The organism is Massilia sp. UYP32, from assembly GCF_050434365.1.
In the GTDB taxonomy this organism is placed as follows: Bacteria; Pseudomonadota; Gammaproteobacteria; order Burkholderiales; family Burkholderiaceae_D; genus Telluria; species Telluria timonae.
Window position 1 is genome coordinate 56,746 of sequence record NZ_JBNDIK010000025.1, and the last position, 23,944, is coordinate 80,689.

Sequence of the window (23,944 nt, forward strand, 5' to 3'; positions counted from 1 at the left end):
ATCGTTCAGATCCCCGGGGCATACGGGAAGCGGATCGACTTGTAGTGGTCGAGCGAGTGCGCTGGCTTGCGCACGCCGGCCGGCAACGGCAGCCCGGACACGTCCTGGAAATAGGCGAGGCTGGCGTCGCGCCACCATTGCGCCTCGACGTGCTGCTGGGCCAGGCGCTGCGCGGTATCGGCGAAGCGCTGGGCGTCGACGAAGGGTTTCAGGCGTTGCCACTCGGCCTGCATCGCGGCGGCTTCGGCCACGCCGTGGTCGTAGTGCGCCACCAGCTCTTCCCACAGGGTGCGGCCGGACGGCATCCGGTAATCCCATGGCAGGCGGTGGAACCAGAGCAGCAGTTCGGGCGGCGTCGTTTTCGGATCGGCGAAGCGGCGCGCCACCTCGGGCGCATACTGGGCCACGGCATTGCTGCCCTTCGCGGTGCGGTCGAAGCCGATGCCGTCGCGGCCGGCGCGGTGGTAATAGATCGGGTTCCAGTCGGCGCGTTCGAGGTTGTCGACCCAGGGCGCCGGACCATGGTGGTGGCTGCTGCCCATCACGTGGTTCAGGCCAAGCGGCGTCATGTAGTCGACCACCGCTTCGCGCGAGCGCATCATGATGTTCACGACCGGGTCCAGCAGGCGTGCGTCCGGGCTGAAGGTCTGGGCCGCCCACTCGCGCGCGATGACGCGGCTGTCGAGGCCCTGGTCCCAGGCCATGCGGCCATACACATACCAGTTGGCCTGGTCGAAGATCGAACCGCTCCAGCTGCGGCTGCTGCCGATGTTGGCGACGCCTGCAATTCCACCTACCTTGCCGCCGACGCGGCCCTGCTTGCCCTGGATGGTGTCGGCCACCGTCAGCTTGCGTCCACCAATGCGGGTATCGAATTCCAGCGTCTCCTGGAACATCGGGCCAAGATAGGCCAGGTGGGTGGCGAAGCCCAGGTACTCCTTGGTGATCTGGAATTCCATGATCAGCGGCGTCTTCGGCATGGCGCCGAACATCGGGTGGGCCGGCTCGCGCGGCTGGAAGTCGATCGCGCCGTTCTTCACCTGCACCAGCACGTTGTCGTCGAACTTGCCGTCCAGCGGCAGGAACTGGTCATAGGCCTCGACCGCGCGGTCATGCAGCTTGCCCGCCTTCGATTCCTCGGGCGAGGCGTACACGAAGGCGCGCCACATCACGATGCCTTTGTGCGGGGCCACGGCGCGCGCCAGCATGTTGGCGCCGTCGGCGTGGTGGCGGCGATAGTCCTGCGGCCCCGGCTGGCCTTCCGAATTGGCCTTGACCAGGAAGCCGCCGAAATCGGGAATGGTGCGGTAGATCTCGTCGGCCTTGTTCTTCCACCAGGCGGCGACTTCGGGGTCGAGCGGATCGGCCGTCTTCGTCTGCTTCATCTCGAGCGGCGTCGACCAGCGCACCGACAGGTAGACCCGGATGCCGTAGGGGCGCAGCACGTCGGCGATGGCGGCGGCCTTGGCGATGAAGGGCGCGCCGAGCACCTCGGCCTTGGAGTTCACGTTGTTCAGGACGGCGCCGTTGATGCCCAGCGAGGCATTGGCGCGCGCATAGTCGGTATAGCGCGGATCGACGATGTGCGGGAGTTCCCACCAGTTCCAGATCGACTCGCCGGCATAGCCGCGCTCCACGCTGCGATCGAGGTTGTCCCAGTGGTTCAGCACGCGCAGGGGCAGGGTGGGGCTGGAGGCCAGCGCGATCTGGTCAGCGCGGGCGCCCGTCTGCAGCTGGCGCAGCCAGGCGAAGCTGCCGTACAGCAGGCCGATGTCGGTATTGGCCGCAACCAGGGTGACGGCGACGCCATCCAGCCTGGCGCGCCGCACCAGGTAGCCTTCGTCGCCGAGCTTGCGCAACTGCTCGCGCACGGCGGATACGGCATCCAGGCCGGCCGGCAGGTCGACGCCGCGCGCCAGCACGATGGTATCGAGGCGCGCTCTGTCGACGACGCCAGGCTCCTTGCCCAGCAGTCCCCGCAGGCCACGTTGCAGCTCGGCGCGCGCCGCGCCCTTGGTCGGGCTGTCGGCGCCGAGGGTCAGGATCGCGTCGGCGACGTGCGCGCGCTGGGCGGCGGGGAGGGGTTGATAGCGCAACCACAGTTGATAGCCATCCTCTGCGGCGGCATGGGTCGGGATGCATAACAGCATGCCGAGAAGAAACGCGGCCCAGAGCCGCCCGAAGAGTCGGTGCATTCGCTTGTCTCCATGTTTTTATAGACCCGGAATGTTTGTTTTGTATCATCCGGCTGCGGGAATGTTAGCGCGAACCTTTTCGATTTGAAAGCATTTTGTTGCGCCGTCCACGGTGCGGAGGCGGCAGCCGGCGCGTCAGCACCCGGGTCGCCAGGCGCGCTTGATAGGCCTAACATCCGCGCTTTCGCCACGTTCGGAATATTTTGTTGACAATCATTATTTTTGACCAGTAGACTGCGATGGTTGCGATAACATTCGTGTTAATAGAGATGTTCGTAACATGTGCTTGAAGTAGAAAAATAACGAGGAGATAAGCATGCAACAGCGAGACGTCACCGCACGTCCGGCCATGCCTTCTGGCGGCCGCACCAATCACTCATCCATTCCAGTCGCGTGGCCGGACTCGCCGACCCCGCGCCCTGCGCATTCCTTCGTGTCGAAGGGCGTGACCTGCCGCTAGCGCGCCAGGGAAGAAAGCCCTGTGTGCCGCGACAAGGCAGTTTTGCCTACCCATAAGACAACCGTAAAAGGTTGCTTGCCAAGAAGTAAATAGAAGTAAAAAAACCATCAGGAGACATTGAATGACTCGTAATGCTAAGCAGCAGGGTGTAGCTCGCCGGCGCCAGTGGGCGCTCGGCCTGACCGTCATGGCGGGCCTGGTTCACCAGGCGTACGCGCAGGACACCACCGCCACCACCACCGACGCCAATGCGCAAGCCAATGTGAACGTCGTCAAAGTGACCGGCTACCGCGGCAGCCTGCTGGCGTCGGCGCGCGACAAGAAGGAAGCCGTCGGCTTCCAGGACACCATCAGTTCGGAAGACATGGGTAAATTCCCGGACAAGAACATCGCGGAATCGCTCAGCCGCATCCCCGGCGTCCAGATTTCGCGCGACGTCACGGGCGAAGGCATGAACGTCCAGATCCGCGGCCTGGGCTCCAGCTTCACCAAGGTCCTGTTGAACAATGCGCAGATTGCCGTGGCGTCGTCCGGACCGATCGACGGCGCCAGCACCAACCGCGAGATCGACCTCGACCTGCTGCCGACCGAGCTGTTCACCAAGCTAACGGTCAGCAAGAGCCCGAATGCCTCGCAGCTCGAGGGCGGCGCCGCCGGCGTCGTCAACCTGCGCAGCGCGCGGCCGTTCGACAAGGAAGGCGCCTACGTCGTGTACAACGCGAGCGCGCAGAAGCAGGAAATCGCGAACGACGTCGGCGGGCGCGGCTCGATCCTGGCGAGCAAGACCTGGGGCGACAAGTTCGGTATCCTCGGCGGCGTCTACTACAACCGCCAGAAAGCGCGCACCACCGGCTACGAGACGGTCGGCCTGACCAATGCCAACCTGTCGGCTGCGCAGAACGGCCTGCCTTCGCGTAACAATACCGGCGGCGGCAACTGGACGATTCCCGGCACCGTGCCCGTCGGCGCGGGCGCGGGCCTCGTTCCCGGCACGCCGATCAACCAGGGCTTCCTGGAGGCCAACAACCCGGGCACCAGCATCACCGCGATCGACAACGCGCTGGTCCCGCGCCTCGGCCGCTATATGGAATACTACGGCGACCGCGACAAGGCCTCGGCCATCATCAGCGCCGAGTATCGTCCTACCGAAAACCTGCACTTCTACGTCGACACGCTGTACAGCGAAAAGGACGACGACATGCAGCGCATCGGCTACACCTGGGCCATGCGCAACGAGTTCGCCATTCCGCTCAATATGACCGTGGACCGCGCCGATTGCAGCGCCGGTTGCACGGCGACGGGCGGCACCTTCGCCAATGCGCGCTACTTCATCGAGTACGGCCCGCGCCGCGACAAGACCACGCTCAAGGGCATCAACCCGGGGATGACGTGGCAGATCGCGCCAACCCTGAAGCTCGAGGCGCAGGCCAACGCGACGGAGTCGGACTTCACGCACGAAGCGCCGACCGTCATGCCGATCACCGCGGCGGGCAGCGGACTGGTGGCCAGCTATGACGCCACCAATGGCGGGGTGCCCAGCATCACGTTCAACAACGATGTGAACAACCCGGCGAATCTTGGCTGGGCAGGTGGCCGCGTCAATATCCAGAACGAGCTGCGCGAAACCAGCACCAAGGGCTTCCATACCGACCTGACCTGGGGCGACAACAAGCTGAACCTGAAGCTCGGCTACGCCTACGACGACATCGACCGCCGCATCCGCGGCCAGGACAACTCGGCCGCCTGGCAGGCCGCGGTGTGCGGCAACAATCCAAGCGTGTTCCTGCAAGGCCCCAACGGCGCGCCGGCCTGCGACGGCGCCAACACGCCTGGCGCGAGCGCAGCGGCGCTCTATCCCGGCTTCGGCACCGGCTACACCGCGGGACGCACCGACCAGCTGGTCTACCAGGGCTCGCTGATCCCGGCCGACAAGCTGGCAAGCTACCTGGTGCCTGGCGAATACGGCCGCCTGGTCGTCGACTGGGACCGTTTCAGGAAGGATTCGAACTACGATTACTACAACTCGACGGCGCCGGATTCGACCAGTTCGTCGACCGGGGCGAGCGCGGGCTACATGCGCGAGAAGACCTCGGGCTTCTATACCGAGATCAACGGGTCGACCCTGCTCGCCAACATGCCGTTCCGGTATAACGCCGGCGTGCGGTATGTGCGCACCAAGCAGGAGGTCGGCTCCCTGAATTCGTTCAGCGATCCACGCAACGCCAACCTGACGCTGAATGGCGCCAAGTACCCGAACGCGACCGAGTGGCAGTATGTGAACAACACCTACAACAACACGCTGCCATCCGGCACCGCCGCCCTGACGGTCGCCAACAACGTCATCGTGCGCGCCGCGGCATCGAAGAGCATGACGCGCGCCAATCCGAACTCGCTGCGTCCCGGCATCAACTTCAGCTCGGTGTCGGCCGACGTCGGCACGATCGGCAGCCCCGAACTGCAGCCCTACATCTCGAAGAACCTGGACTTCGGCGTCGACTGGTACACCGGCGGCGAAGGCTATGTGAGCCTGACCGTGTTCCAGAAGAAGCTCAAGGGCTTCACGGTGATCGAGAACCGTACCTTGCCGTTCAGCGCGCTGGAGCAGTATGGCGTCACCTATAACAACCTGATCCCGAACGCCCAGGCGGCGATCGACGCGCGCGGCGGCCCGGGCGCGGCGACCGTGGTGATGAGCCAGGAACGCAATGCCGGCGGCATCCTGCGGATTCGCGGCCTGGAAATCGGCTGGGTCCAGCCACTCGACAGGTTCTTGCCGATCAAGGGCTTCGGCTTCAGCGAAACCGCGACCCTGATCAACCAGTCGGCCAGCGGCGAGGGCACCAATGGCTTCGTGGCGCTGAACGTGCCGCGCAAGAGCAACAACTTCGGCATCTACTACGAGAACCACGGCTTCATGGCCCGTTTCTCGCACACCTACCGCGAAGGCAGCCAGGCGGCCAGCGGCGGCCAGAACGGCATCGCGGCGGCTGCGCTGTATGGCCGCGCGTACAAGCAGGCCGACTTCTCGTCGAGCGTGGATCTGGAGCGGGTGTTCGATCGTGAGGGCTGGCCGACGGTCACCTTCGATGTCGTCAACATCAACAAGGCCAAGCGGGACTCGTACTTCCAGTTCGAGAGCGCGCAGTTCGGGTTCTATGACCCGGGCCGCACCTTCCAGCTCGGTGTGCGCGGCGAGTTCTGACCTGACCCGCCCCTCTCGGGCCTGCCGTCCCTCGGCAGGCCTGAGGAGGAGGTAATGATTGCGTTAACATTAATGTTAGAATCATGCCCGAAGGCTTCACCCCGAACCCTATACTGCCGTCCCGAGGGGCGGCACCAGCAATCGAGGAACCCATGACTACCATCCAAGCCAATCCGCTTCCCGATGACCTCGACCGCGCGCTGCTGGTCGGCCGGGTCTGGCGCACCGGCGCCAACGAAGGTCCAGCCGTGGTCGCCGTGCGCGGCGGCCGCCTGGTCGACATCACCCGCCATGCGCCGACCGTGGCCGACCTGTTCGAGCGCCGCGACCTGCTGGCCATCGCGGGCGGCGCCGAGGGCGAAGACCTCGGCGAGGTGCGCGCGCTGATGGACGCCGCGCTGCGCGGCGAGGCCGGCGCCAACGGCATGCGCCTGCTGGCGCCATGCGACCTGCAGGCGATCAAGGCCGCCGGCGTGACGTTTGCCGTCAGCCTGCTGGAACGCGTGATCGAAGAGCAGGCCAAGGGCGACCCGTCGCGCGCCGAGGCGCTGCGCGAACAGCTGCAAGCGACGATCGGCACCGACCTGTCGGACATCGTGCCGGGCTCGGAGGCCGCGCAGCGCCTGAAGACCGAACTGTCGGCGCGCGGCCTGTGGTCGCAGTACATGGAAGTGGGCATCGGCCCGGACGCCGAAGTCTTCACCAAGTCGCAGCCGATGTCGGCGGTCGGCCACGGCGCCGACATCGGCCTGCATCCGACCTCGCACTGGAACAATCCCGAACCCGAGATCGTGCTGGCGGTGAACAGCCGCGCCGAGATCGTCGGCGCCACCCTGGGCAACGACGTCAACCTGCGCGACATCGAAGGCCGCAGCGCCCTGTTGCTGGGCAAGGCCAAGGACAACAACGCTTCCTGCGCCATCGGCCCCTTCATCCGCCTGTTCGACGATACGTACTCGCTCGACACGCTGCGCGCGTGCGAGGTGAACATGCTGATCGAAGGCGTGGACGACGGCTTCATCCTCGAAGGCAGCAGCCGCATGCGCGAGATCAGCCGCGACCCGCTCGACCTGGTGGCCCAGACCTGCGGCGCGCACCACCAGTACCCGGACGGCTTCATGCTGTTCCTCGGCACGATGTTCTCGCCGATCAAGGACCGCGACGCCGAAGGCGGCGGCTTTACCCACCACATGGGCGACAAGGTCGGCATCTCGACCCCATCGCTCGGCACCCTGGTCAACACCGTGCAACGCAGCGACGCGATCACGCCCTGGACCTTCGGCGTGCGCGCGCTGTACGCCAACCTGGCGCGGCGCGGCCTGCTGGTCCAGGAATAAAAACAGCCCTTAATACGAAAACCCCCATGTCTGACAACAATCAATCGGGCTTTAACAGCGCAGCCTTTGTATACGCAACTTATCCGGACCTGAACGGCAAGCGCGTCGTCATCACCGGCGGCGGCAGCGGCATCGGCGCCGAGCTGGTCACCGCCTTCGTCGGGCAGGGCGCCCGGGTCTGGTTCCTCGACATCGCCGAGGGCGCAGGACGCGCCCTCGCCGAGTCGCTGAACGGCGCGACCCACGCACCGCGCTTCGTCCACTGCGACCTGACCGACCTCGATGCGCTCAAGCGCGCCTTCGACGGCATCGTGCAGGAAGCCGGCGCGGTCGACATCCTGCTCAACAACGCGGCCAACGACGATCGCCACAGCATCGGCGACGTCACCCCGGCCTACTGGGAAAGCCGGATGAACGTCAACCTGCGCCACCAGTTCTTCTGTTCCCAGGCCGTCATTCCCGGCATGCGGGAGCAGGGCCACGGCGTGATCCAGAATTTCGGCTCGATCTCGTGGCACCTGCCGCATACCGAGCTGGCCCTGTACATGACGGCCAAGGCCGGCGTCGAGGGCATGACGCGCGCGATGGCGCGCGAACTCGGGCCGCACGGCATCCGCACCGTGGCCGTGGTGCCGGGCGCGGTGCGCACCCCGCGCCAGGAAGCGCTGTGGCACACGCCGCACGAGGAAGCGCGCATCCTGAACGGCCAGTGCCTGCAGGAGCGCGTGGAGATGCAGGACGTGGCGGCGCTGTCGCTGTTCCTGGCCTCGAACAATGCGCGTCGCTGCAGCGGCCGCGAATACTTCGTCGACGCGGGCTGGTACGGCGCATGAACAACGCGCCGCACTGCCTGTGGGAGGTGGGCGCCACGCTTGGCGAAGGCGCGCTGTGGCATGGCGCGGCTGGCCAGGTGTGGTTCGTCGACATCAAGGGCCGGCGCCTGCATTGCTATGGCGCCGGCAATGGCGAAAAACGCAGCTGGGACGCGCCGGGGCAGGTGAGTTTCGTGGTGCCGGTCGCGGGCGGTGGTTTCGTCTGTGCGCTGGAGGACGGCCTGTACCGCTTCCACGAGGCGAGCGGCGAGTTCACCCCCTTGCTGAAGGTCGAGGCCGACCAGCCGGGCAACCGCTTCAACGACGGCCACGTCGACGCCGCCGGCAGCCTGTGGTTCGGTTCGATGGACGATGCCGAGGACCAGGCCAGCGGCGCGCTGTACCGTTTCGACGGACGCGCGGCGAGCCGCGTGGACGACGGCTACGTGATCACCAACGGCCCGGCCATCAGCCCCGATGGGCGCACGCTGTACCACACCGACACGCTGGCCAGGCGCATCTACGCCTTCGACCTGGGCCAGGACGGCCTGGTCGCGCGCAAGCGCCTGTTCGCCGAGCTGGCCGACGGCGGCTATCCGGACGGCATGGCGGTCGATGCCGAGGGCTGCCTGTGGGTGGCCACCTTCGGCGGCTGGCGCATCGACCGCTTCGACCCGCAGGGACGCAAGGTGGGCGAAGTGCGCTTCCCGTGCGCCAACATCACCAAGCTCGCCTTCGGCGGCGACGACCTGCGCACCGTGTATGCCACGACCGCGCGCAAGGGCCTGTCGGCCGCCCAGCTCGACGCGCAGCCACTCGCGGGCGGGCTGTTCACCTTCCGCGCCGACGTGCCGGGACTGCCGCAGCATGCGTTGCGGCTGCAGGATTAACCATGGAATATCCGACACAATGAGCAACAACGTGAATAACAGCGCCAAGCGTCGCTACCGGTCCCAGGACTGGTTCGACAATCCCGAGCGCATCGACATGACCGCGCTCTACCTCGAGCGCTTCATGAACTACGGGATCACGCCCGAAGAGCTGCGCTGCGGCAAACCGATCATCGGCATCGCCCAGAGCGGCAGCGACATCACGCCGTGCAACCGCATCCACCTGGAGACCGTCAAGCGGGTGCGCGACGGCATCCGCGACGCCGGCGGCATTCCGATGGAATTCCCGCTGCATCCGATCTTCGAGAACTGCCGCCGTCCGACCGCGGCCCTGGACCGCAACCTGGCCTATCTCGGCCTGGTCGAGATCCTGCACGGCTATCCGATCGACGCCGTGGTGCTCACCACCGGCTGCGACAAGACCGTGCCGGCCCAGCTGATGGCCGCGGCCACGGTCGACATTCCGGCCATCGTGCTGTCGGGCGGGCCGATGCTCGACGGCTGGTTCGAGGGTGAGCTGGTGGGCTCCGGCGCCGCCATCTGGAAGGCGCGCCGCCAGCTGGCGGCCGGCGCCATCGACGAAAAGAAGTTCGTCGACATCGCCACCGCATCGGCGCCATCCGCCGGGCACTGCAACACCATGGGCACCGCCTCGACCATGAATGCCGTGGCCGAGGCGCTGGGCATGTCGCTCACCGGCTGCTCGGCGATTCCCGCGCCTTACCGCGAGCGCGGCCAGATGGCCTATGAAACCGGCCGCCGCATCGTCGAACTGGCGAAGGACGACGTGCGCCCCTCGCAGATCATGACGCGCGAAGCCTTCCTGGACGCGATCGTGGTCAACGCCGCGATCGGCGGCTCGAGCAACGCCCAGCCGCACATCGTGGCCATGGCGCGCCATGCGGGCGTGGAGATCACGCCCGAGGACTGGATGGAGTACGGCTACGACGTGCCGCTGCTGCTGAACATGCAGCCGGCCGGCAAATACCTGGGCGAGCGCTTCCACCGCGCCGGCGGCGTGCCGGCCGTGATGTGGGAGCTGGAGCAGGCGGGCAAGCTGCGCTCGCAGCGTCCCACCGTCACCGGCAAGACCATGGCCGAGAACGTCTACGACCGCGAGACCGACGACCGCGAGATGATCAAGCCGTTCGCCGAGCCGCTCAAGGAAACGGCGGGCTTTCTGGTCCTGAAGGGCAATCTGTTCGACTTCGCGATCATGAAGACCAGCGTGATCTCGCCGGCCTTCCGCGCGCGTTATCTCGCCAATCCGGGGCACGAGAACTGCTTCGAGTGCAAGGTTGTCGTATTCGACGGCTCGGACGACTATCATCACCGGATCAACGATCCGAGCCTGGGCATCGACGAGAACACGATGCTGGTGATCCGCGGCGCGGGCCCGGTGGGCTGGCCCGGTTCGGCCGAGGTGGTCAATATGCAGCCGCCCGATCACCTGATCAAGGAAGGCATCAACAACCTGCCGACCCTGGGCGACGGCCGCCAGTCGGGCACCTCGGACAGCCCGTCGATCCTGAACGCCTCGCCCGAGAGCGCGGCCGGCGGCAACCTGGCGCTGCTGCGCACGGGCGACGTGATCCGGGTCGACCTGAACCACGGCCGCTGCGACGTGCTGCTGTCGGACGAGGACCTGGAAGCGCGCCGGAGCGACGCGCCGCCGCCGATCCCCGCCAGCCAGACCCCGTGGCAGGAGATCTACCGCGCCACGGTGGGCCAGCTGCACAAGGGCGCCTGCATGGAACTCGCCCTGCCGTATCGCGGCGTGGGGCACGACATGCCGCGCCACAACCACTGATCCAACTGCGCGGTCACTCCACCACGATCGCGCTGCTGCCTCCACCGGCGGGTCGCACCAGCACCTTGGTCGCGATCCGCTCGGTCATCTCCTGCACGTGCGAGATCACGCCGACCTTGCGGCCCATCGACTGCAGCGCGTCCAGGGCGTCCATCGCCACCCCCAGTGTTTCGCTGTCGAGGCTGCCGAAGCCCTCGTCGATGAACAGCGATTCGACCCGCACCCGGTTCGAGGACAGCGAGGCCAGGCCCAGCGCCAGCGCCAGCGACACCAGGAACGATTCGCCGCCCGACAGCGAGTTCACCGAGCGCACTTCACCGCCCATGTCCTGGTCGCGCACCATCAGCGCCAGCGACGGCATGCCCTGGTAGCTGACGCGCTCCAGGCGGTAGCGCCGGGCCAGCTGCTTCAGGTGCTCGTTGGCATAGCCGAGCAGCACGTCGAGCGTGAATTGCTGGGCGTAGTTGCGGAACTTCTTGCCGTCGCTGGAGCCGATCAGCTCCGACAGCTTGCCCCAGCGCTGCTCGAGCGCCTGCTGGCGCTCGATCTCGGCCAGGCTCGATTCGGCCTGGCGGCGCCGCTCGTCGTCCTGCATCACGCGCAGGCGCAGCGCGGTCGCCGCCTCGATCGCTGCCTGGCGTTCGACGGCCAGCGCGTCGAAGGTGGCCTGCACCGCCTCGAACAATTGACCGTCCGGAGGACTGGACTCGAGGTGGGCCGCGCGCTGGGCGCGGCGCTCGTTCAGGATCGCGCTGGCATTGGCGACCGCGCTCTCGATGGCGTTCAGCGCGCTGCGCTCCTGCGCCAGCCAGGCGGCGCCGACCTGCAGCAGGCGCGCCAGTTCGTCGGTGTCCCCGATGTCGTCCAGGCCGTCGGCCTGGCGCCGGTAGTCTTCCAGCCATTCGGCCAGTTGCGCGCTGGCCGTGGCGCCAGCCCCGTCGAGTTCCGCGATGCGCTCGATGAGTTGGGCCTGCGCGGTGCGGGCCCGGGTCTCGGCCTGCGCGGCCTCATTGGCGGCTTGCTGGCGCGCCGCTGCCTGCGCGCGCGCCGCGCTCACGGCGGCGCTCAGTTCGCGTTCGACTTCGGCCGCCGCGCGCCCTTGCCACAAGGCGGCGCGCGCCGCGCGTTTCGCGCCCAATTCGCCGTCGATGCGTTCGAACTCGAAGGCCAGCCGGGCGCCGGCCGCGTCGATTTCGGCGATGCGCGCCTGGAGCGCATTCACCTCGACTTCGAGGGTCGCGCTCGCGGCGGCGCCGCGCGCCTGGGCCTCGGTCTGCTCGCGCCACCCGGCGGCTTCGGCGGCGCGGGCCTGGCTCCAGGCGACGGGATCGTGGCGCCAGGCCGTCTGCCAGCCGTCGCCGTGGGCGGCGGCCATGGCGGGGTCGAGTTCGGCCAGCAGGGCGTCCAGTTGCGTGGCTGTCGCCTGCTGGCCGGCGTCCAGCGTTTTCAGTTCGCTCTGCAGGCGGGTCGCCGTTTCGCGCTCGGCCTCGGCATTGCCGCGCAGCCGCGCCAGCACCGACTGCGCGCCGTCGACGTCGCGCTGGGCCGCGTCGCGTGCGCTGGCGGCGGCGCGCAGGGCCTGTTCGCGTCGCGCCAGCGCATCGAGGGCGTCGCGCAAGGCGCCGCGTTGAGCGCCGAACCAGTCGCCGCGTTCCTGTTCGCCCGGCGCCTCGGCCGCCAGCGGATCGGCATCCCAGGCATCAAGCAGGCCGGCGATCTGGAGATCGATCGCCGCGCGGTCCTGGGCAAGCGCCGCAAGCCGTTCCTGGGCGGCGGCGAGCGCGGCGCCATGGGCCGCCTGCAGCGCGCCGTTCTCGCGCACGCGCAGGCGGCAGCCGTCGACCTCGGCCCGCAGGCCCGTCAGCATCGCCTTCAGCGTCGCATCCTGGTGGGCGTAGGGGTGGTCGAGGGCGCCGCACACGGGGCAGGGGTCGTCGTCCACCAGGTTCGCGCGCAGTTGCTCCACATTGGCGGCGCACGCCAGTTCGGCGGCGCTCAGCGAGCGTTCGGCCTGCGCCATCGCCGCTTCCAGTGCCGGCGCGGCGGCGCGCGCCTCCTGCAGGGCGCGTTCGGCGCCTGCCGCGGCGGTCGCGGCGCGGTCCGCTTCGCGCGCGAGTCCGGCCAGCGTGTCGCGCGCCGCCGACAGGTCGAGCCAGGCGCGTTCGGCCGCCGCCAGCCGTTCGCGGCGTCCTTCCAGCTGCTGGCGCTCGGCGCCGATCGCCTCGGCGTCGAACTCCCCGAGCGCCGCCATCGCCGCGCGCCGGTTCGCCTCCAGCAGGTCGAGACGTTCGATGGCCTGCGCCAGCGCGCCGGCCGCCTGGGCGTCGCGTCCGAGCGCCTGGTCGGCCGCCGTGCGGGTGGCCGTCAGCGCCGCTGCGCCGGAAGAGAGGGCGGCTTGCGCCTGGCCGGCCTGGCGCAGCAGGCGTTCCCATTGCGCCCAAGCGGTGGCCACGGCTTCGTGCCGCGACTGCGCCGCCAGCCACGCGGCGGCGGCCTCGACCAGGCCGCGTGCGCGCGCGAGTTCTTCGGACTTCGTCCCATGCCGGACGCGCGCCTCGCGGGCCTGCTGGCGCGCCGCGTCCAGCGCAGCCTTGGCCTGGGCATGGCCGGGAGCGAGCGTCTCGAGCGTCGCATCCAGGGCCTTGGCCTGGTCCAGTTGCGGGGCGGCGGCGCGCAGCTGCTCTTCGAAGGCGTCGAGGCGCGCGATGGCGGCGTCGACGTCGGCATTGCTCACGCGGCGCGCTTCGAGCGCCGCCGCCAGCTCGGCTTCGAGCTTCGCGACCGAAGAATGTGCCTGGCGCCGTTCGGTTTCCAGGCGCTGGACCTCGGTCGCCAGCGGCCGTGCCGGCTGCACCGCTTCCAGCGTGGCCAGGCGCTGGCGCCGTTCGGCGGCCGCGGCGCGCTCGCTGTTGGCGGCGGCCAGCGCTTCCTCGGCCTGGGCCTGGGCGCGCCCGAGCTTGTCGAGCTCCTGGTGCCAGCGCAGCTGCTGTTCCAGCAGGGCGTGGCGGCTGTCGAGCGCCTCACGCGCGGCGTCGGCGGCGCCGCGCTCGAGGTCGAGCTGGGCGCGTTCGCCTGGCGCCAGCGGCGCCACATTGGCCAGCTTGGCCTGCAGCGCCTGGGTGCGCTGCTGTTCGAGCTTGTAGCGCTCGAAGGCGCGGCGCGAGATCTCGCTGTAGACCGTGGTGCCGGTCAGGGTCTCGAGCAGCTCGCCGCGTTCGTTCTCGTCGGTCTTCAAGAATGCCGAGAACTCGTTCTGGGCCAGCAGCACGGCGCGTGTGAACTGCTCGAACGACAGGCCAATGCGCTGCACGATCTCCGCCGCCACTTCGGTCTTGGTGCCGCCGATCGGCGCGAGTTCCGGCAGGCGGTGCAGGCTCATCTTGGCCGGCTGCAGCGCGCCGCCCGGCTTGTTGTAAGAGCGGCGCACGCTCCAGCGCGCGCGGTAGCGTCCGTCGTCGCTGCCGACGAAGTCGACTTCGGCCCAGGCCTCGGCCGCGCCGCGCCGCAGCAGGGTGCGCGGATCGAGCGCCGAGACGGTGTCGCCGCCCACGTCCGGCAACTGGCTGCCGGCGCGCTTGAGCATGCGCGGGGTGGCGTCGTACAGCGCCAGGCACAGGGCGTCGAGCAGGGTGCTTTTTCCGGCGCCGGTGGGGCCGCTGATGGCGAACAGGCCGCTGTTGGCCAGCGGTCCGGATTCGAAGTCGACCGCGAATTCGCCCGCCAGCGAAGCCAGGTTCTTGCCGCTGATGCGAAGGATCTTCATCGCGGCTCTCCTTCGACGGCGTGGAACAGTTCGGCGAACGATTCGATCTGTTCCGGCGGCGCCTCATCGCCATATTTTTGCCGCCACAGGCGGCGGAAGATATCGTCCGGCTGCAGCTGCGCCAACTGGTCCAGGCTCAGCGCTTCGGCCTCGTCGCTTGCTGCGACCAGCTTGCGCGTCGGCTCGATCTTCGCCAGCTTCACGGGTTTGCCCGCGAGGACCGCCTCGATGCGGGCGCGCAGTCCCGGCTCGGGGCCGTCCAGCAGCACCCGCACTTCGAGATAGGGCCAGGACTGCTGCGGCAACTCCGCGTCCAGTTCGAGTGCTTCCAGCGCCGCCAGCGCTTCTTCGAGCGGGGCAGGCAGGGCCGGCACGCGCAGCAGCTGCACCGGACGCGGCACATATAAAGGTTCCACTGCGGCAGCCCTGCCGCCATCGAGATCGATGCGCAGCACCTGGTGCTGGTAGCCGACCTCGGAGAACGACAGCGGCAGCGGGCTGCCGCAATACCGCACGTGTTCGAGGCCGCCGACGCGCTGGGCCAGGTGCAGGTGGCCCAGCGCCGCATAGGCGATGCCGGCGTCGAACATGCTGACCGGCAGGGCTTCGCTGCCGCCGATCACGATGCGGCGCTCGGAGTCTTCGGACGGCTGGCTTTTCGCCATATGGCAGTGGCCCATGGCGACGATGGCCTGGCCTGCGGCGGCCCGTTCGCGCGCCAGCGCATGCGCCTGGCGGTAGAGCAGGGCGGCGCCGTGCAGATAGGGATCGTTTGGCGCGGCCTCGGCCGGGTCGACGCCTTCGGCGGCGCGCAGGCGCGGCAGGTCGCCGGGGCGCAGGAAGGGCACGGCCAGGCACCAGGCCGCGGTCTGGCCGTCGCGGTCGCGCAGCGGCACCAGCAGGCGCTCCAGGTCGATCTCGCCGTCGCCGCGGCGCAGGACGTTGCCGACCACGATCGTGCCATGGGCTTCGAGCAGCGGCGTCGGCGCCTCCAGCCGGCCCGGCGAATCGTGGTTGCCGGCGATGACCACCACCTGCAGGTGCGGCACGCGGGCGCGCGCCTGCTGCAGGAAGCGGTACAGCTGGCGCTGGGCGCTCGAGGACGGGTTGGCGGTGTCGAAGATGTCGCCCGCGATCAGGAGCACGTCGATGCGCTCCTCCACCAGCGTGTCGGCCAGCCAGTCGAGGAAGCACTGGTGTTCGTAGGTCCGGTCGTGATTGTGCAGGGTCTGGCCGAGGTGCCAGTCGGAGGTGTGCAGCAGCCGCATGAGAGACTCGAGAAAGGTGGATCGACAAATCGGCGCCTACTATAACGCAGCCGAGCGCTCGTCTGCTGGAGAATGCCGGGACGGTTGACGCGATGTTGCCCAAACGTTCAGAATGGTTGGATGAGCGAACTGACCCTGTCGATCGGCGCCGCGCGCGCACTGCACCTGGCGGCCCAGGGCCTGGCGACGGCGCGCCGCCGCCGCGCCGGCAAGGACGACGTGCTGGCCGCGATCCGGCGCATGCGCATGCTGCAGATCGACACCATCAGCGTGGTCGCGCGCAGTCCCTACCTGGTGCTGTGGAGCCGGCTGGGCGACTACGATCCGGCCTGGCTCGACGAGCTGCTGGCCGAAGGTCACCTGTTCGAATACTGGGCCCACGAAGCCTGCTTCCTGCCGATCGAGGACTATGGCCTGTACCGGCACCGCATGCTGGATCCGGAGGCGATGGGCTGGAAGTATTCGGCGCGCTGGATGCGCGAGCGCGCCGACGAGGTGGCGCGGCTGGTCGAGCATATCCGCGCCGGCGGGCCGGTGCGGGCCGCCGACTTCGCGCGCCAGGACGGCAAGTCGGGCGGCTGGTGGGAGTGGAAGCCCGAGAAGCGCTCGCTCGAGGTCCTGTTCACGGCCGGCGCCCTGATGATCGCGCGCCGCCACAACTTCCAGCGCGTGTACGACCTGGCCGAGCGCGTCCATCCGACCTGGCACGACGACCGGATGCCGGCGCTGGACACGGTGCGGCGCGAATTCGCGCTGCGCACCGTGCACGCGCTCGGCCTGGCGCGGGCCGCGTGGATCCCGGACTACCACCGCACGCGCCGGCCGCACGTCGATCCGGCGCGGCTGGCCCACGAAGGCTTGCTGGTCGCGGCCCGGGTCGAGGGCTGGCGCGATCCGGTCTACATCCACCCCGAGCACCTGGCGCTGGCGCGCCAGGCGGCGGACGGCACGTTGGCCTCGAGCCTGACCACCTTGCTGTCGCCGTTCGACCCGGTGGTGTGGGACCGCCGCCGCGCGCTCGAGCTGTTCGGCTTCGACTACCGGCTCGAGTGCTACACCCCGGCGCCCAAGCGCCGCTACGGCTACTTCACCCTGCCGATCCTGCGCCGCGGCGCCCTGGTCGGCCGCATCGACGCCAAGGCGCACCGCAAGCAGGGCGTGTTCGAACTGCGCAGCGTTGCGCTGGAGCCCGGCGTGCGCCCGAGCGCCAGCCTGGCGCGCGACGTCGCCGGGGCCGTGGCCCGCTGCGCCGGCTGGCACGGCTGCCCACGGATCGCGGTGGCGGGCAGCGACCCGGCCGCTTTCGGTAACATGTTGGAAGATATTTTGTAGAGGAAATTCACCCCGACTGACCTCGCTCGCATTGTGAAATCGGGTTTGAGCAATGTCAAACCTACTGACCTTCTTCTCTCTACACTACGAAGTTCCTGTCGGCCGGCGCACGACAAGCCAGGAACGCAAACCACTAGCCGGCTACCCCTATAAAGCATCCCCGACCGCCCCAGGCGTGGACTTTCCACGCGCGCCGGAGGAGCAAATTGAGAGGAGACACCATGCTGACATCAACCTATACGCTGGTCGCCTTGTCCGTCGAGCAGGCCCGCGCGCGGATCGAGGTGCAGGCGTTGCTCGAACGCTGGCGACCTTGCGCCTGGTGGGGCGAACCGCCCGCGATGCGCCAGTACCAACAGGCGTGCGATGCGCTGCGCCAGGTCTGCGATGCCTGTCACTGGCGCAAGCTCGACAAGTTCGTGCTGCCGGCGCTGCGCCGCTGCGGCGAGGACGCCGCCCGCCTGGTGGCCGAGCTGGATGGGTTGAGCCGGCAGGCGCTCGACGCGCGCCAGGCGGCGCAGGCCGCCGCTGTCCTCGGCGATCCCGGCTGCCTGGCGGCGCTCGAACGCTGCTGCCAGCTGCTGCTCGAACGGCTCGAGCGCGAAGAGCGCGAACTGCTGCCGATGGCGCGCACCACGATCCCGGGCGAGGTCTGGTTCGCCATCGCCAACCAGATGCTGGCGCACGATGCGCACCAGAGCGAAAGCCGGGGTGAAAGCCGTGGCGACGGGCGCGGCGCCGACATCGGCGTGATGCGGGCCTTGCCGCCATCTGAGCTTTCTCCGAGGCAAAAGCACGCCTTGCCGCTGGTAAACTGAGGAGCGTAGCCGGGCCGGACATGCCGAACGATACCGGGGTTCTTTGCTATGATGGGAGTTTTGGAAGTGCGATTTCATCATGTTCGAATTCCTATTCAAGCGGCAGGGCGGGAAATCGGCCACGTCCGGCGACAAGCCGGAGGCCAGGCCTGCCGCGGCGAAGGCTTCCGCGGCGGCCGGCGCCGGCAAGTCGGGCAGTGCGGGGTCCCCCCCAGCGGCTGCCCCTGATGCCCGCGCTGCGCTCGCCGATGCCCGCGCGCGCCAGGCCGAACGGCTCAAGCAATTGGGCGCCGACGAAGCGGCCGCCGTCGATTTCATCCTCCAATCCGAATTCTCCGAACTGCGTCTCGCCGCGGCCGAGCTGGTCCATGGACGCGAGCACCTCGAGCGCGTGCATGCGGCGATGCGCAACGTCGATCGCCGCGTGGCCAAGCTGGTGCAGGGCAGGCTGGACGCGATCCGCCACCACGAATCCGAGCTGCGCCGTGGCGAAGAGACGCTGGCCCAGGCCAGGTCGCTGCTGAACGATGCGCTCCTGACCCCGAACCACGTGGCCGAGCTGGACCGCAAATGGTCGGTCATCCGCGCGCCCGAGCTGGCCGCCGACTTCGACACGGTGCGCGCCGAACTCGGCCGTCGCCTCGCAGCGCAGGTGGCGCTGCAGCGCGCCATGATCGACCGCCTGGCCGTCTTGCGCGGCCTCGAGGCGGGCGGGCTGGACGCGGCCGCGCTGGCCGCGCGCCTGGCCGGGCTGCAGCAGGAGCAAGAGGCGGCCCTGGTCGATCCCGGCCACGCCTCGCTGCCGCGCGCCCTGGTGGCCGAATTCGCGACCGAACACGCGCGCCTGACCGCCAGCCTGGCGACGATCGCGCAAGACCAGGCCGCGCTGGCCGCGCGCGAGGCGGCGCTGGGCGCATGGCAAGACCAGGCCTCGGCCGAACTCAAGCACGAGACCTTGCGCAGGGAATGGCAGCGCCTGCCGGCCCTGCCGGCGAACGCCGCCGGCGCCGCCCTGCAGGCGCGTTTCGACGCGCTGCTCGCAAGCCTGCCGCAGGAAGCACGTCCGCCCAAGCCGGCGCCGGCCGCGAAGGACGGAGCGAAAGAGGGCGGCAAAGAGGGCGCCAGGCCGGCCGCGCGCGGCGCCGACCAGGCCTTCCTCGACAAGCTGGATGCGCTCGAAGCCGCCTTGCAGCAGGGCTCCCTCGGCACTGCCGCCGAGCTCGACAAGGCGCTGAAGGAAGCCAAGGACAAGGGCATGCGCCTTTCCGCGCCGCAGGCCGACCACCTGGCCCATCTGCGCGCCGAGCTCAAGCGGCTGTCGGACTGGGCGCGCTGGGGCGGCAACGTCTCGCGCGAAGAACTGATCAAGACCGTCGAAGCGCTGCCGACCCAGGGCCTGGCGATGGCCGAGCTGGCCAAGAAGGTGGGCAGCATGCGCGATCGCTGGAAAGCCCTGGACAGCCTGTCCGGCCCCGCGCCGCGCAGCCTGTGGGAGCGCTTCGACGCCGCCTGCAGCGCCGCCTATGCGCCGGCCGCGGCCCACTTCAGGCAGCTGGCCGACGAACGCCACGCCAACGCGGCGCGCGGCCAGGCCCTGGTCGAGGAAGCCCAGGCCGAGATCGGGCGCCTGCAGTCGGGCGAGGCCGACTGGAAACACGTGTCCGGCACCGTGCAGCGCCTGCGCACCGCCTGGAGCCACCTGGGCGCGGTCGACCGCAAGGAAAAGAAGCGCCTGGACGCGCTGTTCGCCGACGCGCTGACCACCTTGCAGCGTCCGCTCGAAGACCAGCGCAAGGTCGAGATCGCGGTGCGCGAGCAGCTGATCGAAGAAGTGCGCAAGCTCGACCCGCACGAGCGCCATGCGGTGGACATGCTGCGCGAGCTGCAGGCGCGCTGGCAAGAGCACGCGCGCGCGTTGCCGCTCGAGCGCAAGGCCGAGCAGGCGCTGTGGCAGCGCTTCCGCGGCGCCTGCGACGCGCTGTTCGCCGCGCGCAAGGAGCAGGCGCATGCGGCCGACAGCGAGCGCCGCGCCCACGAGGCGGCCAAGGAAGCACTGTGCGAACGCCTGGAGGCCGCCGCGCCGGACGCCACGCCTGCCAACGTCGGCAAGCTGCTGCGCGAGGCGGCGGCCGAGTGGAATGCGATCGGCCCGGTGCCGCGCGCCCACGAGGCGCGCATCGACAAGCGCTATCACGCCGCCGTCGCCAGGGTGCAGCAGCATGCCGACGCCGCGCGCCGCGCCCAGGATACGGTCCTGGCCGGCGCCGTGCGCGACAAGCTGCGCCTGGTGCAGGCGCTCGAGAACGCGCTGGCCAATCCCGCGGCCCATACCCACGATTCGGACTGGCGCGGGCGCTGGGACGCCATGCTGGCGCTCGAGGGCGGCTACGAGCCGATCCTGCGTGCGCGCTTCGACGCCGCGCTGGCGGCCCTGGACGCGACCGAGGTCGAGCGCGCCGCTTACGTGCGCACGATGGAAGACAACCGCGGGCGGCTGCTGAACGACTTGCTGCGCCTGGAAATCGCGGCCGGCATCGACAGCGGCCCCGAATACGCGCGCGAGCGCCTGCGCCTGCAGGTCGAGGTGCTGCAAAGCTCCCTCAAGTCGGGCCAGAAGCCCGGCGCGCAGGCGGCCGGGCTGCGCGCGCTGCTGGCGCTGCCGGCCCTGCTCGACGTGCGCCTCGAGACCCGCATCGAACACCTGCTGCTGCGCCAGCCGAAGGACAATCCATGAATGAAGTACGGGTGCAGGCCGGGGATTTCGACCTCGGCCACGAAGTGGCGCGCCTGCGCGCGAACGATGCGCGCATCGGCGCCGTGGTGTCGTTCGTCGGCACCGTGCGTGACCTGAACGATGGCGCGAAGGTCTCCGAGATGGAGCTGGAACACTATCCGGGCATGACAGAAAAGTCGCTGGAAGCGATCGCGGCGCGCGCCTGCGAGCGCTGGCCCCTGTACGGCACCCTGGTCATCCACCGCGTCGGCCCATTGGCCCCGCTGGACCAGATCGTGCTGGTCGCCTGCAGCGCCGCCCATCGGGGCGATGCCTTCGCGGCCTGCGAGTTCATCATGGACTACCTCAAGACCGAGGCGCCGTTCTGGAAGAAAGAGCAGACGCCGGACGGCGCGCGCTGGGTCGACGCCCGCGTCACCGACGACAGCGCGAAGGCCAGGTGGGAAGCGCCCTGAGCTTCGCCGCGGTCGGCCTGGGCGCTGCGCTCGGCGCCTGGCTGCGCTGGGCCTTAAGCCTGTGGCTGGGCGGCCTGCACGGCTTCGTGCAGGTCGGGACGCTGGCGGCCAACCTCGTTGGCGGCTACCTGGTCGGGCTGGCGCTCGGCTTCTTCGCCGGCCAGCCGGACCTGGCGCCCGAGTGGCGCCTGTTCGTCATCACCGGCTTTCTTGGCGGCCTGACCACCTTTTCCAGCTTCTCGGGCGAGTCGGTGACCCTGCTGCAGCGCGGGGAGGTCGGCTGGGCGCTGGCGCACACGGCCTTGCACCTGTTCGGTTCGCTGCTGCTGTGCGCGGCCGGCTTCGCGACCTGGCGCGCCCTGCGTGGTTGAACCGTCCTACCCATCGGCGCCGATGCCTGCCCGAGCTGGCCATCGACGACGACGACTGGTTCGAGGACGATCATTGCGCCCGGGTGCCGTCCGCGATCGAGGGCAAGAAGTGGGCGTTCTCGTATTCGGTGTACGCCGACGGCAACACCGGCCGCGAATGATGCGTGGACGAGATCGAGAGCGTCGGCCTTGGCCGCGGCAACTACGCCGAGCGCTTCGGCGGTTTCGTGCGGCCGAGCGGGCTGGGGATCGACAAGCTGCAGCTGCTGCATCTCGTGCATCTGTGGTCGTGCGCGGCGTGGTGTACGACGCGGTGGACAAGGCCGAGTCGAGCAGTTAGCGCTGGTCGGCCCCGATTCAGCTTGGCGCGGCTGCCTCGCCGTTCAGCGAGAGGGGGGTGGCGGCGACCACTACCCGGTTACGCCCGGCCTTCTTCGCCGCGTACAGGGCGCGGTCGGCCGCCTGTAGTGGATCGGCCTCCTGCCCGCCATCGCCACGCCACTCGGCCACGCCGAACGAAGCCGAGATGCCCGAGATCGTCGCGCCCTGATGCTGGATGACCATCCCGGTCAGGGTCAGGCGTATCGCTTCGGCACACTTCGCGGCTTCTTCGGCGTCGCAATCGGGCAGCATCAGCACCAGTTCCTCGCCGCCGTAACGGCACGCCACGTCGCTGGCGCGCACCCGCTGTAACAGCACGCGGCTGGCCGACTGCAGCACCAGATCGCCGCCATCGTGGCCATAGGTGTCGTTGATGCGCTTGAAATGGTCGAGGTCGATCATCACGACCGAGCAAACGCTGCGGCTGCGCTGGGTGCGCGCCAGTTCGCGCTTGAGCGACTCGTCGAAGAATCGCCGGTTGTACAGGCCAGTCAGCGGATCGACGGTCGACTGGTAGCGCAGCGTATTGCGCAGCAAGACGTTGCTGACTGCCAGGCTGAGCTGTTCGGCCAGCGTGACAATGTGCGCGTTGTCGACCGGATTTCCGTCGTGCCAGTCGCCGGCGATCACCAGCATCCCGATCACATCGCCCTGGGAAATCATCGGCACGCAGGCCTGGGTCTCGTGGGCACTGAGCCAGACGGCGCCGTGGTCGCAGCACAGGTCGTGTTTTCGCGTGGCGAGATGGACTTTGCCCAAGCGCAGGCTCCAGCATTCGCCTGGCGCTACCGTGGGCGGCGTCTCCTCTACCTGACCCCAGCTTGCCTTCAGCTCGAGCACGTCACGCGAATTACGATAGAGATAGACCGCGCCAGATGTGTCCGGCAACAATTTACGCAGGAATACCGGTAACACCTGCTCCAGCTCGGACAGTGTCTTCACGCTGTCGAGCGCCTGCAGCATATTGGCCGTGATCGACAAACGTTCGGCGCGCATGGCCGACTGTTGCGCCAGCTGTGCGTTGCTCTCCGCGAGCGACTTTGACTGGCGCGCCGATTCCGCCTGTTCGTTCAGGCTCCGGGTCACGATGTAGATGGTCGCCCCAATCAGGACCAGGCTGGCCAGGCTGGCGCCGATGCCCAGTGCCGAGTTGTAGCGCAGGGTCGCGGTCAGCTCGTCGCGTAAGCCGTTGCGATGGTCGGCCAGCGCTTTTTGCTGGCGGCCGAGCAGGGTGCGCAACTCGTCCATGATGATCTTGCCGTTCTGGCTGGCCACCATGTCCATGGCCGCCTTCGCATTCCCGGCTTTCTTGAGGCGGATGGTGCGGTCCATTTCAAGCAGCTTCGCCTGGCTCAGTTCGGCGATACGCGCCACCTGCGTGCGCTCCGCTTCCGAACTGGCGTGCCGCTGCAGATGCTCGAGTGTGGCGGGAATGCCCGCCACGCCGGCATTGTACGGGGCCAGGAAACTCTCGTCGCTGCCGATCAGGAAGCCGCGCTGTCCGGTTTCGGCATCCTGCAGCAGGTCGAGCATCAGATTGTAGGCACGTTCCTTGGCCGCCCCTTCCTTCAGCGCTTCAAGGGTGGCGTTGGCCTGGGAACTGCTGAGGATCGGCAGCGTGGCAAGACAGGCAAGGATGACGATGATCAGGGCGCCGAAAATCTTCAGGCTGGAGTCGAGTCGCGAAAACATGCTTCTGAGAAATAATGTATTTGATGAATCATAGCGCTGGTCGGGTATGAGCGATGCATGGAAAAGCCGGCGACTTCCGCTTCAGTTCTGATAACCGGCGCCGGCGCCATAGGCGCGGGTTACGCCGCGAGGCGATATGTCAGGTGGCCGGCGTCAGCGCCGTCGCATATGCCGCACGCGGCCCATACGTTCCCAAGGCGGCCAATGCTGCGTCGTACCCCGTTTCCGCCTGCTCGAAACTGGCTGCCGTCCAGATCGCCGCGAAGTGCTCCGCAGCCCAGGTATTCACCCCGGTCTGCATAGGTGGACGCCCACGGCGCATCGAGCAGCAGCACCCGCCCGCGCGCCAGCATGGCGTGCATCACGGCCGTATCTTCGCTGCGCGCCAGTGCCGGGTAGGCCGGCACGCTCGCACGCCTGGCCG

Annotated in this window: 17 protein-coding genes; 12 read left to right on the top strand and 5 right to left on the bottom strand. The window is 68.6% G+C overall.

Going from position 1 to position 23,944, the window contains the following annotated elements; all coding sequences use genetic code 11:
• Window positions 1-5: 5 nt before the first annotated feature.
• The gene (locus ABIB42_RS19430) at window positions 6-2,195 is read right to left on the bottom strand and encodes an alpha-glucuronidase family glycosyl hydrolase (RefSeq protein ID WP_429248850.1); all 2,190 of its coding nucleotides are present in this window, start codon (window positions 2,193-2,195) and stop codon (window positions 6-8) included.
• A 316-nt stretch (window positions 2,196-2,511) separates the two neighbouring features.
• Between ABIB42_RS19430 and ABIB42_RS19435 the strand changes: the two genes are divergently transcribed.
• The 6 genes from ABIB42_RS19435 (at window position 2,512) to ABIB42_RS19460 (ending at window position 10,706) form a co-directional block, all read left to right on the top strand.
• Window positions 2,512-2,655 (top strand): hypothetical protein, encoded by a 144-nt coding sequence (locus ABIB42_RS19435; protein ID WP_005666766.1) that lies wholly within the window; start codon window positions 2,512-2,514, stop codon window positions 2,653-2,655.
• A gap of 121 nt (window positions 2,656-2,776) precedes the next feature.
• Window positions 2,777-5,857, top strand: a complete 3,081-nt coding sequence (locus ABIB42_RS19440; RefSeq protein ID WP_005666768.1) for a TonB-dependent receptor — start codon at window positions 2,777-2,779, stop codon at window positions 5,855-5,857.
• A gap of 152 nt (window positions 5,858-6,009) precedes the next feature.
• On the top strand, window positions 6,010-7,194 hold the full coding sequence (locus ABIB42_RS19445) for a fumarylacetoacetate hydrolase family protein (RefSeq protein WP_429248851.1): 1,185 nt from the start codon (window positions 6,010-6,012) through the stop codon (window positions 7,192-7,194).
• Between the two features lie 26 nt (window positions 7,195-7,220).
• Window positions 7,221-8,027, top strand: a complete 807-nt coding sequence (locus ABIB42_RS19450; RefSeq protein ID WP_429248852.1) for an SDR family NAD(P)-dependent oxidoreductase — start codon at window positions 7,221-7,223, stop codon at window positions 8,025-8,027.
• Window positions 8,024-8,896: an SMP-30/gluconolactonase/LRE family protein gene (locus tag ABIB42_RS19455; RefSeq protein WP_005666774.1), complete on the top strand. Its 873-nt coding sequence runs from the start codon at window positions 8,024-8,026 to the stop codon at window positions 8,894-8,896. Before ABIB42_RS19450 ends, ABIB42_RS19455 begins: the two co-directional genes overlap by 4 nt.
• 19 nt (window positions 8,897-8,915) lie before the next feature.
• Complete coding sequence (locus tag ABIB42_RS19460; protein ID WP_219864517.1) at window positions 8,916-10,706, top strand: IlvD/Edd family dehydratase; 1,791 nt, start codon at window positions 8,916-8,918, stop codon at window positions 10,704-10,706.
• Between the two features lie 13 nt (window positions 10,707-10,719).
• Here the strand turns inward: ABIB42_RS19460 and ABIB42_RS19465 are convergent, their stop codons facing one another.
• Together ABIB42_RS19465 and ABIB42_RS19470 are read right to left on the bottom strand one after the other, a co-directional pair.
• Window positions 10,720-14,469 (bottom strand): AAA family ATPase, encoded by a 3,750-nt coding sequence (locus ABIB42_RS19465; RefSeq protein WP_429248853.1) that lies wholly within the window; start codon window positions 14,467-14,469, stop codon window positions 10,720-10,722.
• Window positions 14,466-15,737, bottom strand: coding sequence for an exonuclease SbcCD subunit D C-terminal domain-containing protein (locus tag ABIB42_RS19470; protein ID WP_312488013.1), 1,272 nt, complete (start codon window positions 15,735-15,737; stop codon window positions 14,466-14,468). The genes ABIB42_RS19465 and ABIB42_RS19470 overlap by 4 nt, the downstream gene beginning before the upstream one ends.
• A 120-nt stretch (window positions 15,738-15,857) precedes the next feature.
• Here ABIB42_RS19470 and ABIB42_RS19475 point away from each other — a divergent pair, with 120 nt between their 5' ends.
• From ABIB42_RS19475 to ABIB42_RS19500, 6 genes are all read left to right on the top strand, one after another.
• Window positions 15,858-17,069: a winged helix-turn-helix domain-containing protein gene (locus tag ABIB42_RS19475; RefSeq protein WP_219864514.1), complete on the top strand. Its 1,212-nt coding sequence runs from the start codon at window positions 15,858-15,860 to the stop codon at window positions 17,067-17,069.
• A gap of 221 nt (window positions 17,070-17,290) precedes the next feature.
• Window positions 17,291-17,887 (top strand): hypothetical protein, encoded by a 597-nt coding sequence (locus ABIB42_RS19480; protein ID WP_005666783.1) that lies wholly within the window; start codon window positions 17,291-17,293, stop codon window positions 17,885-17,887.
• A gap of 79 nt (window positions 17,888-17,966) precedes the next feature.
• A complete protein-coding gene (locus ABIB42_RS19485) occupies window positions 17,967-20,621 on the top strand; it encodes a DUF349 domain-containing protein (RefSeq protein ID WP_429248854.1) in 2,655 nt (884 codons plus the stop codon).
• Window positions 20,618-21,076, top strand: a complete 459-nt coding sequence (moaE, locus tag ABIB42_RS19490; protein ID WP_071362166.1) for a molybdopterin synthase catalytic subunit MoaE — start codon at window positions 20,618-20,620, stop codon at window positions 21,074-21,076. The genes ABIB42_RS19485 and moaE overlap by 4 nt, the downstream gene beginning before the upstream one ends.
• Window positions 21,061-21,447 (top strand): fluoride efflux transporter CrcB, encoded by a 387-nt coding sequence (crcB, locus tag ABIB42_RS19495; protein WP_429248855.1) that lies wholly within the window; start codon window positions 21,061-21,063, stop codon window positions 21,445-21,447. The genes moaE and crcB overlap by 16 nt, the downstream gene beginning before the upstream one ends.
• Complete coding sequence (locus ABIB42_RS19500; protein ID WP_177185530.1) at window positions 21,444-21,608, top strand: hypothetical protein; 165 nt, start codon at window positions 21,444-21,446, stop codon at window positions 21,606-21,608. The genes crcB and ABIB42_RS19500 overlap by 4 nt, the downstream gene beginning before the upstream one ends.
• Before the next feature lie 196 nt (window positions 21,609-21,804).
• Here ABIB42_RS19500 and ABIB42_RS19505 read toward each other — a convergent pair whose 3' ends face one another.
• On the bottom strand, window positions 21,805-23,520 hold the full coding sequence (locus ABIB42_RS19505; RefSeq protein WP_429248856.1) for a sensor domain-containing diguanylate cyclase: 1,716 nt from the start codon (window positions 23,518-23,520) through the stop codon (window positions 21,805-21,807).
• Between the two features lie 119 nt (window positions 23,521-23,639).
• Window positions 23,640-23,927, bottom strand: coding sequence for a hypothetical protein (locus ABIB42_RS19510; RefSeq protein WP_219864507.1), 288 nt, complete (start codon window positions 23,925-23,927; stop codon window positions 23,640-23,642).
• Window positions 23,928-23,944: the final 17 nt, after the last annotated feature.